The sequence below is a fragment of the Kitasatospora sp. NPDC001095 genome, assembly GCF_053598615.1.
In genome coordinates, this window is record NZ_JBSFKQ010000009.1 from 195,046 (window position 1) to 206,487 (window position 11,442).

The following is an 11,442-nucleotide window of genomic DNA, read 5'->3' on the forward strand; positions in this document are numbered from 1 at the left end:
GCCCCCTCACCCCGTCTCGCCCAGGGCCGGCGGCTGCCAGCCGTACGTCGGGGCCGAGCGGCTCAGCAGGGCGCGGGCGGGGAGGAGGCCGGCGAGGGTGAGAGCGGCGGTGCGCAGGCCGGTGGCGGCGGGGGAGCGGAGGGCGACGAGGTCGCCGATCCGGCGGGAGCCGGCCACCACGGCGGTGGTGCGGGGGAGCCGGGCGGCGGTGTAGGAGGGCAGGGCGGCGGCCGGGTCGGTACCGGGGGTGAGCAGGGAGGCGAGGACGACGGCGTCCTCGATGGCCTGGCAGGCGCCCTGGCCCTGGAAGGGACACATCGCGTGGGCGGCGTCGCCGAGGAGGGCGACCCGGCCGTGGTGGTGGGCGGGCAGCGGGTCGGCGAGATCCCAGACGTCGTGGCGCAGGACGTGCTCGGGCTCGGCCAGCGCGAACAGCTGCGGTACCGGGGTGCACCAGTCGCCGTAGCGGCGCAGGAGTTCGGCCCGCTCGTCCCCGTCGGCGGCCCGCTCGCCGGCCGGGGCGAGGGCGGCGCCGTAGACGTAGACCCGCCCGTCGGCGAGCGGGACGATCCCGGCGAGGCATCCGCGCCCCCACACCTCGCCGGCGGCGGCCGGGCGGCGGTCGGGGGTGACGACGGCGCGCCAGGTGGTGAAGCCGCTGTAGCGGGGGCCGGGGTGTCGGGGGAAGAGCCGGCTCCGGGTCGGGGAGCGGATGCCGTCGGCGGCGACGACCAGGTCGGCCGTCTCCTCCCCGTCGGTGGTGCGGACGACGGCGGGCTCGGTGGGGCCGCCGGGGGTGACGAGGGTGGCGGGCGAGCCGGTGCGGACGGTGCCCTCCGGGAGCGCGTCGACCAGCGCGTCGATGACGTCGGCGCGGGCGACGGCGGCGATGGTGTCGCCGAAGTAGGCCTCGAACGCCGTGGTGCTGGTTCGGGCCAGCCAGCGGCCGGAGGGGTGGCGCAGCCCGATGGCGGGGTGCGGGGTGGCGAGGGCGCGCAGGCGCTCGCCGACACCGAGCCGGTCGAGGGAGCGCAGGGCGTTGGGGGCCAGGGCGAGCCCGGCGCCGACGGGTTCGAGGGAGTCGGCGCGCTCGTGGACGCGGACCGGGACGCCCCGGCGGTGGAGGGCGAGGGCGGCGGCGAGACCGCCGATGCCGCCGCCGATGACGATCGCCTGCCGACTGCTCTGTGGGCTGCCCACGGGAGGGCTCCTCTCCTTGCACTACGTCCGTAGTGTGCGTCTGCCAGCACCGTACTACAGATGTAGTCCACTGGAAACTACTTCTGTAGTGGTTTGGGATCGTCCGAGGAGAGAGGCCATGATCGGACCCATGACGCCCCCGCGCCCCACCCTGATCGCCGACGCCGCCATCACCCTGATCGCCGAACGCGGCCTGCGCGGGCTGACCCACCGCGCCGTGGACGAGGAGGCCGGACTGCCCTCAGGCTCGACCTCCAACCTCGCCCGGACCAGGGCCGCCCTGCTGGAACTCGCGCTCACCCGGATCGTCGAGCGGGAGACCGAGGAGCACCCGGTCCTCACTGCGGAGCCCTCCGCCGCGGCGTCGCCCACCCCCGCCTGCGCGCGGGACCTCCTCGTCCGGGTCGGCGCCGACCTGCTGCACCAGGCACTCACCACCGGCCGCCGGCTCACCCTGGCCCGCCTGGAACTCGCCCTGGAGGCCACCCGGCGGCCCGAACTGCGCGCCGTCTACGACCGGCTGGGCGGGCGCTTCGCCGACATCGCCGCCGCGCTGCTCGCCCGGAGCGGCTCGGCCGCCCCGACGGCGGACGCCCGGCGCCTGATCCGCTGGTGCGACGGCGTCCTGTTCAACGCGACGGCGGGCAGCGGGCACTGGCACGTCCCGTCGCCGGAGGAACTGCGCGACGAGGTGGCGTCCTACCTCGCCGCGCTGCTCGACCGGGAGTAGCCCGCGGCCCTACGCGGGGGTGCCGGCCCGCCCGTCCGCCGGCCCGTCCGACGAGTCGGCGGCCGCCACCCGTGCCGCCACGGCCCGGGCACAGTCCGCCGCGGCCGCCCGCGAGCTGTCCACCACCAGGTCGTACGCGACCCCCCGGTGCACCGCCTCCGCCTGCGCGGCGGCCATCCCGGCCACCCGGTCGCCGCGTGCGGCCTCCCTCCGCGCGGCCACCGCAGGATCGCAGCGCACCCCGACCCAGAGCACGTCCAGGCCCTCCAGTGCCGCCCGCCAGCGGGCCTGTGAAGCCGCGCCGCCGAGGAACACCTCGTCCACCACGATCCGGGCCCCGGCCCGGGCCATCGCCGCCACCCCGAGCGTCCAGGCGGCGTCCAGCGCGGCGAACGACGGTCCGACCTCGACCGTCCCGTCCCCGCTCTCCAGCCCGCCGATCCCCTCGCCGCCGCTGCGCAGCGAGGGTGGCAGTGCCTCGACCATGGTGTCCGTTCCGAGGTGCAGCCAGGGCTCCGGCAGCAGCTCCTGCAGGCATCGCGCGATGCTCGACTTGCCGGAGCTGGACCCGCCGTTGAGGACGATCACATGCATGCGCGCAGCCTAGGCCCGGACACCGCACGGTGTCGCGGCGTTATCCGCCGGGGGCGCACCCGCCGCGGCGCTATCCGCCGAAGGTCGTTACCCCGCCGCAGCGTTATCCGCCGAAGGCCGCACCCGCCGTAGCGGCCCCCGCCGCGAAGGCCGCCGCCGCGGCCGTGAAGGAGGACGCCAGCGCCGGTGTGCCCGCCCAGTGCAGGTGCAGGTAGGAGGCGTGCACGTTGCTGCCGGCGAAGCCCTCGGCGCGGGGGCCGGGCAGGCGCCAGCCCCAGGCGGGGAGTTCGCCCGCGCCGGGCTCGCAGACCGTGCGGTGGAACTCGTGGCCGCGCACTCGGGTGCCGGCCGGGGCGAGGGGGGAGTCGTGCAGGGCGACCGCCTCCCGGTAGCCGAGGGTGAGCCGTTCGGTCATCCGGGCGTCGACGGCCAGTACGCCGCACATCGGCAGACCGTCCAACTCCCGCCCCAGGTAGAGCAGTCCGGCGCACTCGGCGGCGATCGGCCCGCCCGCGGCGGCGAACGCGGCGATGGCGTCGCGCAGCGGGGCGTTGCCGCTCAGCTCGCGGACGTACAGCTCCGGGAAGCCGCCGCCGATCACCAGGCCGGCCGTCCCCTCGGGCAGGGCCGAGGCGTGCAGCGGATCGAACGGGACCACCTCCGCGCCCGCCGCGCCGAGCAGTTCGGCGTTCTCGGCGTACGAGAAGGAGAAGGCCGCGCCGCCCGCCACCGCGATCCGCGGCCGGCCGGCCACCGGGGCGACCTCGGCCGACGGGTCCCACGGCTCGGCGTCCAAGCCCGGTGCCGTCCGGGCGAGTTCGAGCAGGGCGTCCAAGTCGACCGAGGAGGCCACCAGTTCACCCATGTCGGCGACCGCCTTGAGGGCCTCGGCCGAGCGTTCCACCGCGGGGATCAGTCCGAGGTGGCGGGACGGCGTGGCGGCCGCCGCCGAGCGGCGCAGCGCGCCCAGCACCGGTACGCCGGAGCCCTCCTCCAGTGCCTCGCGCAGGAGTTGCTCGTGCCGGTCGGAGGCGACCCGGTTGAGGATCACCCCGGCGAGCCGCACCTGCGGGTCCCAGGAGGCGAAGCCGTGCACCAGCGCGGCCACCGAGCGGGACTGCGAGGAGCCGTCGACCACCAGCACCACCGGTGCCCGCAGCAGCTTGGCGACGTGCGCCGTCGACGCCAGCTCGCCGCGCCCGGAGGCCCCGTCGAACAGGCCCATGACCCCCTCGACCACCGCGACGTCCGCCCCCGCCGCGCCGTGCAGGAACAGCGGCGCGATCCGCTCCGGCCCGCACAGGAAGGCGTCCAGGTTGCGGCCCGGGCGTCCGGCGGCGAGCGCGTGGTAGCCCGGGTCGATGTAGTCGGGGCCGACCTTGTGCGGCGACACCGCCAGCCCGCGCGCGGCGAGTGCCGCGATCAGGCCGGTGGCGACGGTGGTCTTGCCGGCGCCCGAGGAGGGCGCGGCGACCACGAGGCGGGGAACGGTGCGGGGAACGGTGCGGGGAACGGTGCGGGGGGCGGTGTTCAACGGTCTACCACTCGATGCCGCGCTGGCCCTTGCGGCCGGCGTCCATGGGGTGCTTGACCTTGGTCATCTCGGTGACCAGGTCGGCGAATCCGGTCAGCGCCTCGGGCGCGTACCGGCCGGTGATGACGACGTGCTGGCTGCCCGGGCGGTTCTCGAGCACGGACACCACCTCCTCCGGGTCGATCCACCCCCAGTGCATCGGGTAGGTGAACTCGTCCAGCACGTAGAAGCGGTACGTCTCGGCCGCGAGGTCCCGCTTGACCTGCTCCCAGCCCTCCTTGGCCGCCTCCTCGCTGGACATCTCCTGCTCGGCGGAGCGCTGGATCCAGGACCAGCCGGAGCCCATCTTGTGCCAGTCGACGGTGCCGCCCTCGCCGGAGGCGCCGAGCACGCGCAGCGCGTTCTCCTCGCCGACCTTCCACTTGGCGGACTTCACGAACTGGAACACCCCGACCGACCAGCCCTGGTTCCAGGCCCGCAGTGCCATGCCGAACGCGGCCGTGGACTTGCCCTTGCCGGGGCCGGTGTGCACGGCGGTGATCGGCTGCGTGCGGCGCTGACGCGTCGTCAGGCCGTCGTCGGGGACGCTCTCGGGGACACCCTTGGGCATGTCGGCTCAGGCCGCCTTTCGCATCGTGGTGGTCGCGCGGTTCGCGGATCGGTTCGCGGAGTGGTTCGCGGAGTGGTTCGTGGAACGGTTCTCGGACCGGCTCGTGGGTCGGCTCGTGGAGCGGTTCTCGCGGACGAGCGAGGCGACGCCCTCGGGGCGCAGTTCGTCCAGGCTGACGGCGGTGCCGCCGAGCAGCCCGGCCAGGGTGCGGGCCAGGCCCAGGCGGACCGGGCCGGACTCGCAGTCCAGTACCACGCTCGCCGTGCCCTGCGCCGCGAACAGCGCGGCCGCGCGCTGGGACTGCGCCAGCGCGTCCCGCCCGCCGGTGGCCCGGCCGTCGGTCACCACGACCAGCAGCGGGCGCCGGTCCGGATCGCGCAGCCGCTCCACCCGCAGCACCTCGTACGCCCGCAGCAGGCCGGCGGCCAGCGGGGTCCGTCCGCCGGTGGGCAGCGACTCCAGCCTGGCCGCGCCGACCTCCACCGAGGAGGTGGGCGGCAGTGCCAACTCGGCGCCCGTGCCCCGGAAGGTGATCATGCCGATCTTGTCGCGCCGCTGGTAGGCGTCCATCAGCAGCGACAGCACCGCGCCCTTGACGGCGGTCATCCGCTGCCGGGCGGCCATCGAGCCGGAGGCGTCCACCACGAACAGCACCAGGTTGGACTCCCGTCCCTGGCGCACCTGTTCGCGGAAGTCGTCCTTGCGCAGCAGCAGTGCCCGCCCGCTGCGCCCGCGCGCCGCCTGATACGGCGCGGCGGCCTGGAGGGTGGCGGTCAGGTGCAGCCGGCCGAGCGCGCCCTGCGGGCGGCGGGCGCGGACGGTGTGCCCGCCGGTGGTCTCGGCGGGGGAGCGGCGGCCCTGGGCGCCGCGCCCGGTGCCCTTGACGGTGAACAGCCTGGTCCGGTACGGGTCCCCGGCCGCGACTGGCGCCGACTCCCGTGCGGGAGCCGGATGTTGGGCCGGTACGGGCGGCTGCGCGGGGGCGTCGGCGCCCTCGGTGGCGGGCGCCTCGGGCGAGTGCGCCTCGGGGCCGCCGTCGGACGGCTCGGGTGCGCCGCCGCCGTCAGGGCCGCCGCCGTCGGGTCCGCCGTCCTCCGGCCCCCCGTCCGGCCCGCCGTCGCCGTCGCCGTCCGGGCCGGGCCCGTCGCCCTCGGGCTCCGGGTCGTCCTGCCGGGCGTGCTCCTCCAGGGTGCGGTCCAGCTGCTCCTCGTCCAGCCCCGGCGCGTCGAAGGGGTTGCGGCGGCGCCGGTGCGGCAGCGCCAGCCGGGCGGCTCGTCGGACGTCCTCCTCCAGCACCTCGGTGCGCCCGTCCCAGGCGGCCAGCGCGACGGCGGTGCGGGCCATCACGATGTCCGCGCGCAGTCCGTCCACCTCGAAAGCGGCGCACACGGCGGTGATCTGACGCAGTGCCACGTCGGTGAGCTCGACCGTCGGCAACAACTCCCGGGCCGTGGTGATGCGTTCGGCGAGCGCCCGCTCCTCCTCGGCGAACCGCGCGGCGAAGCCTGCCGGGTCCGCGTCGTAGGCGAGCCGGCGACGGACCACCTCGGCGCGCTCGACCGGGTCCCGGGTGGCGGCGATCTCGACGGTCAGGCCGAACCGGTCGAGCAGCTGCGGCCGCAGCTCGCCCTCCTCCGGGTTCATGGTGCCGACCAGCAGGAACCGGGCCGCGTGCCGCACCGACACTCCCTCGCGCTCGACGTACGAGCGCCCCATCGCGGCGGCGTCCAGCAGCAGGTCCACCACGTGGTCCTGGAGCAGGTTCACCTCGTCGATGTACAGCACGCCGCGGTGCGCCCTCGCGAGCAGCCCGGGCTCGTACGCCTTGACGCCCTCGGCCAGTGCCCGCTCCAGGTCCAGCGAGCCGACGATCCGGTCCTCGGTCACGCCGACCGGCAACTCGACCAGCTGGGACGGCCGTTCGGACGCGGACGGGGTGGCGTGCGGCCCGTCCGGGCACTGCGGGTCGGGTGCGGCCGGGTCGCAGGCGAAGCGGCAGTCGTCCACGGTGGCGATGGACGGCAGCAGGCCGGCCAGCGCGCGCACCATGGTCGACTTCGCGGTGCCCTTCTCGCCGCGCACCAGCACGCCGCCCACGGCTGGGGAGACCGCGTTCAGCAGCAGGCCGAGCCGCAGGTCGGCCATGCCGACGATCGCGGTGAACGGATAGCGGACGTCGGTCATGCGTCACTCCCAGGGGCCCCGGGCGGGAGGAACGGCAGCGATCCGGCCGCCGGCACCCCGCCCTCGATCAGCTTCCACAGCGCGTCGGTGTCCGCGTGCTCCTCGATCAGGTCGCCCAGCCGGTCCAGCCGGGCCTCGCGCGCCGCGGCGAAGGAGGTGTCCGGCGCCGGGACGAACGCCCGCCCGGACAACTCGGCGACCTCGCGCAGGAGTTCGCGACGGAATCCGTCGTTCTCCAGCGCGCCGTGCCAGGTCGTGCCCCAGACCGCGCCCACCCGGCAGCCGTCCAGGAAGGCGTCCCCGCCCTCGACCGCCACCACTCCGTGGTGGATCTCGTAGCCCTCGACCCGCTGCCCGTACGCCTCGCCGACCGGGCGGGCCAGCACCTTCTCGGCGCCGAACCGCACGTGCGTCGGCAGCAACCCGAGGCCCTCGACGGCGCCCGCCTTCGACTCGACCTCGTCCACGATCGAGTGCGCCAGCATCTGGTAGCCGCCGCAGACCCCGAGGACCGGCAGGCCGGCCGCCGCCCGCGCCCGCAGGGCCGGCTCCAGGCCGCGCTCGCGCAGCCAGGCGAGGTCCGCGACGGTGGCCCGGGTGCCGGGCAGTACCACCAGGTCGGCGTCGGCCAGCTCCTCCGGCCTGGTCGCCCAGCGCACCAGCACGCCCGGCTCCTGCACGAGCGCGTCCACGTCGGTGAAGTTGGACAGCCGGGGGAAGCGCACCACGGCCACCCGCAGCACGTCCGCGCCGAGCGGCCCGGGCCCGTCCGCCCGGTCCACCACCGTGGACAGGTCCAGCGAGTCCTCGGCGTCCAGCCAGAGCCCGGGCAGCATCGGCAGCGTGCCCAGCACCGGACGGCCGGTCAGCTCGCGCAGCATGTCCAGTCCGGGTGCCAGCAGGCGCGCGTCGCCGCGGAACTTGTTGACGAACCAGCCCGCCACGTGCCGCTGGTCCTCCGCCGACAGCAGCGCCAGCGTCCCGTACATCGCCGCGAAGACCCCGCCCCGGTCGATGTCCCCGACCACCACCACCGGCAGGGCGGCGGCCGTGGCCAGGCCCATGTTGGCGATGTCGCGGTCGCGCAGGTTGATCTCGGCGGGCGAGCCCGCGCCCTCGCAGACCACCACGTCGTAGCGGCGGCGCAGGTCGGCCAGGCACTCCAGGGAGCGCTCCAGCAGGACGGGCTTGCGCTCGCGGTAGTCCAGCGCGCCCACCTCGGCCACCGGCCTGCCGAGCAGCACCACCTGGCTGCGGCCGTCCGCGCCCGGCTTGAGCAGCACCGGGTTCATCGCCGCCTCCGGCTCCACCCGGGCGGCCTGCGCCTGCATCGCCTGGGCGCGGCCGATCTCGGCGCCGTCGGAGGTGACGAAGGAGTTCAGCGACATGTTCTGCGCCTTGAACGGCGCGACCCGCACGCCCTGGCGGGCGAGCCAACGGCAGATCCCGGCCGTCACCACGCTCTTGCCCGCGTCCGAGGTCGTCCCCGCGACCAGCAGTGCGTTGCTCATCCCCGTCCCCTCATCCTCGGCAGCAGTCGCTTCGTCGGCACCCGTTCCGCGGGCACCCGTTCTGTCAGCGCCCGTTTCGCCAGCACCCGCAGCAGGACGTGCCCCGCGACCGTCGTACCCAGCGCCAGCGCGCCCACCCGCCGGGAGAGCGCGCAGGCCCGCTCGATGTCGTCCACCGTCACCGGCCGCAGCTCCGCGCCCAGTACCGGCCGGTTCTCCACGCGCTCGCCGTACCGCAGCGTCCCGCCCAACCGGACGCCCACCGCGCCGGCGAACGCCGACTCGGCCTGGCCCGCGTTCGGGCTCGGGTGCGCGGAGCCGTCGCGCCGCCAGACCCGCCAGGCCGTCCGCGGTTCGGGCGCGGCTGCCACCGTCAGCAGTGCCGTCAGCCGGGCGCCCGGCCAGCCCGCCAGGTCGTCCAGCCGGGCCGAGGCCCAGCCGAACCGGGCGTAGCGCGGCGAGCGGTGGCCCACCATGGCGTCCAGGGTGTTCACGGCGCGGAAGGCGAGCAGGCCGGGCGTGCCGGCCAGGGCGCCCCAGGTCAGCGCGTTGACCACGGCGTCGGCGGTGTTCTCCGCCACCGACTCGACCACCGCCCGGGCGATCTGCTGCCCGTCCAGCGCGCTCGGATCCCGTCCGCACAGGTGCGGCAGCCGTTCCCGCGCGGCCGTGAGGTCGCCCGCCGCCAGCGAGCGGCCGATGGTGCGCGCCTCCCGGGTCAGCGAGGTGCCGCCGAGCACCGTCCAGGTCGCGGCCGCCGCCAGCGCCGCCCGGCCCAGCGGGCGCCGGCCCACCGTACGGTCCAGGGCGAGCGCGCCCGCCGCGACCGCGCCCACGCACAGCGCCGTGTACCCGGCCCCGGCGGCGCGGCCGTCGCGCCACAGCCGCCGCTCCAGCCGGGTCGCGGCGCTGCCGAAGACGGCCACCGGGTGGCCCCGGCGGGGGTCGGCGAAGCGGGCGTCGGCGGCGTAGCCCGCGGCGGCGCCGAGCGCGAACGCGGCGGCGCGGGTCAGCGGACGGCGCGCGGAAGGCGCGGGCGGGATCATCGGTCGCACGGCGGAGGGCAGCTCGGGGTCGGGCAGGGCGGGGCAGCCTGCATCGCGTGCGTGTCCTCACTCAGGGTCCGCGCCCTGGATCGACGTGACGGCGGCGAGAGTCTCCTGGCTTCCGGGTCGAACGCACCCTCGGAGCCTTCCAGCGGCCGTCGACGGCCCGCCGTGGCGATGTTCCGAGCGTGCTCCCCGGTGACAGTGGCGGGACCGCGCCGGACTTCCACCGGCTTCCTCTCCATGCCTCCGTTTGGCCCCAGGATCCCATCACGGGCTCGAACCGGGAGTCAACCGAGGTCACGGAGGGGTTGGTCACACGCGGACGCCGCTGACGCCCGTGGGCCCGGTCGGCGCTGCGGGCCGAGGACGGGGCCTGCCACTGCCTGCCCTCGTCCTCGTCCTCGGCCTTCGTCTTCCCGCTGGCCCGCCGTCCTCGCCACCCGTCCGCGGCGCCACCTCGGCAGAGCCAGGGCCGCCGGCTCCTCGGCAGGGCCGGTCCGCCGCCCGGGTGACCCGGACGGCCCAGCCCGGTGGCCGAGCGGGCGGGGCGCCGGTGAACTGGTGTCCGAACACCGTCCGGTCCGTGAGGCAGGAGAGCGGGGAGCGAAATGCGTTGGGGAACCGCAGCCGTCGTGGCGGCCGCCGCGGTCGGGGCCGCCGTGCTGGTGATCGGCCGTCGGGCATCCGAGCGGATGGTCCGTCCGGTGACCACCGTTCAGGAGTCCGCTCCGGTCGTGGTCCGCGGCCTCGCCCCCGGCCGGGTCACCTTCACCCGCGGCCCCGGGAGCCTGCGCCCCGGCCGCTGGGCGGTCGAGTGGGCGGACGGCGGTCACGCGGTCGTCGAGGAGATCCTGCACGGCGACGAGCAGGAGGTCACCCGCCGGCTGGTCCGCGCCGACCGGGGCACCCTCACCCCCGGCACCGAGGTCCGCTTCACCCCGCGGGTCCACCTCGGCGACCCCACCGAGGCGCTCGGCCTCGCCTTCGCCGACACCGCCGTCGACGGCGAGCTCGGCGCCCTTCCCGCCTGGCAGCTCGACGGCAAACGCGGCACCTGGGTGATCCTGGTGCACGGCCCCGAGGCCGACCGTCGGCAGACCCTCCCCGTGCTCCCCGTCCTCGACCGGCTCGGCCTGCCCGCCCTCGCCGTCACCTACCGCGGCGACCGGGGCGCCCCCGCCTCCCCGGACGGGCTCAGCCACTTCGGCGAGACCGAGTGGCGCGACGTCGAGGCGGCGATACGGCTGGCGCTGCACAGCGGCGCCGGCAACGTGATCCTCTACGGTTGGTCCCTCGGTGCGACCATGGTCCTCCACACGGCGGCCCGCTCCGCCTGGTCGCACGCCGTCCGGGGCCTGGTCCTCGACTCGCCCGTGCTCGACCGCCCGGCCTCCGCCCGCCGGGACGCCGCCCGCTCCGGCTTCCCGGGCGTCGCGGCGGAACTCGGCGCCCTCGCCGCCGAGGGGCGGACCGGCGTCGAGCTCGCCGACTTCGGCCGCATCGCCGAGGGCGCCGACCTGCGGGTGCCCACCCTCCTCCTGCACAGCCCCGAGGACCGGATCGCCCCCTTCGGCGCCGCCGAGAAGCTGGCCGCCGCCCGCCGCGACGTGGTCAGCCTCCAGGCCTTCCCCGGCGCCGACCACGCGACCCTCTGGAACAGCGCCCCCGAGCGCTATACCGAACTCCTCCGCCGGTGGCTCACTCCGTTGCTCTAGCCGCCTTCCGCGCGAGTCCTGTCGCGCGAGCCGTTCCGCGCGAGCCGTTCCATGCGACCCTTTCCGCGCGAGTGCTGCCGTACGAGCCGTCCCGCGTGAGCCCCCCTCTCCGCGCGGGGCGCTTTCGGCCGGGTCCCGTCGGTTTTTCCGTTCGGCTTCCCCCCGTCCACGAATGAACGTTTCTCCCATGACGTCGAGCGCGCACGAGAAGTCGGCCCGTCGACTCTGCTGGCGAAGTCGCTCGGGGTGGGTGTGGGACAGTGAGTGCCGACAAGGTGCCTGTCTGTAGGGGTGGTTGTGCTTCGTCCTGGTGGG

Annotated in this window: 9 protein-coding genes and 1 riboswitch; of the genes, 2 read left to right on the top strand and 7 right to left on the bottom strand. The window is 76.1% G+C overall.

What is annotated here, in order from left to right:
- Positions 1-6 precede the first annotated feature (6 nt).
- Positions 7-1,200: an FAD-dependent monooxygenase gene (locus tag ACWDBB_RS11720; RefSeq protein WP_449789407.1), complete on the bottom strand. Its 1,194-nt coding sequence runs from the start codon at positions 1,198-1,200 to the stop codon at positions 7-9.
- 118 nt (positions 1,201-1,318) lie between these two features.
- Here ACWDBB_RS11720 and ACWDBB_RS11725 point away from each other — a divergent pair, with 118 nt between their 5' ends.
- Entirely contained in the window at positions 1,319-1,930 is a 612-nt protein-coding gene (locus ACWDBB_RS11725; protein ID WP_449789408.1) for a TetR/AcrR family transcriptional regulator, read from the top strand.
- A gap of 9 nt (positions 1,931-1,939) precedes the next feature.
- Here the strand turns inward: ACWDBB_RS11725 and cpt are convergent, their stop codons facing one another.
- From cpt to ACWDBB_RS11755, 6 genes are all read right to left on the bottom strand, one after another.
- On the bottom strand, positions 1,940-2,524 hold the full coding sequence (gene cpt / locus ACWDBB_RS11730; protein WP_449789409.1) for a chloramphenicol phosphotransferase CPT: 585 nt from the start codon (positions 2,522-2,524) through the stop codon (positions 1,940-1,942).
- Positions 2,525-2,627: 103 nt separating this feature from the next.
- Complete coding sequence (locus ACWDBB_RS11735) at positions 2,628-4,058, bottom strand: cobyrinate a,c-diamide synthase (protein ID WP_449789410.1); 1,431 nt, start codon at positions 4,056-4,058, stop codon at positions 2,628-2,630.
- Positions 4,059-4,062: 4 nt separating this feature from the next.
- The gene (cobO, locus tag ACWDBB_RS11740; RefSeq protein ID WP_392878351.1) at positions 4,063-4,668 is read right to left on the bottom strand and encodes a cob(I)yrinic acid a,c-diamide adenosyltransferase; all 606 of its coding nucleotides are present in this window, start codon (positions 4,666-4,668) and stop codon (positions 4,063-4,065) included.
- A gap of 6 nt (positions 4,669-4,674) precedes the next feature.
- Entirely contained in the window at positions 4,675-6,852 is a 2,178-nt protein-coding gene (locus ACWDBB_RS11745; protein ID WP_449789411.1) for a putative cobaltochelatase, read from the bottom strand.
- Positions 6,849-8,363, bottom strand: coding sequence for a cobyric acid synthase (locus tag ACWDBB_RS11750; RefSeq protein ID WP_449789412.1), 1,515 nt, complete (start codon positions 8,361-8,363; stop codon positions 6,849-6,851). Before ACWDBB_RS11750 ends, ACWDBB_RS11745 begins: the two co-directional genes overlap by 4 nt.
- On the bottom strand, positions 8,360-9,409 hold the full coding sequence (locus ACWDBB_RS11755; RefSeq protein WP_449789413.1) for a cobalamin biosynthesis protein: 1,050 nt from the start codon (positions 9,407-9,409) through the stop codon (positions 8,360-8,362). Before ACWDBB_RS11755 ends, ACWDBB_RS11750 begins: the two co-directional genes overlap by 4 nt.
- A 107-nt stretch (positions 9,410-9,516) precedes the next feature.
- Positions 9,517-9,649, bottom strand: a riboswitch (cobalamin riboswitch).
- A gap of 371 nt (positions 9,650-10,020) precedes the next feature.
- Between ACWDBB_RS11755 and ACWDBB_RS11760 the strand changes: the two genes are divergently transcribed.
- The gene (locus ACWDBB_RS11760; RefSeq protein WP_449789414.1) at positions 10,021-11,127 is read left to right on the top strand and encodes an alpha/beta hydrolase; all 1,107 of its coding nucleotides are present in this window, start codon (positions 10,021-10,023) and stop codon (positions 11,125-11,127) included.
- The last annotated feature ends 315 nt before the right edge of the window (positions 11,128-11,442 follow it).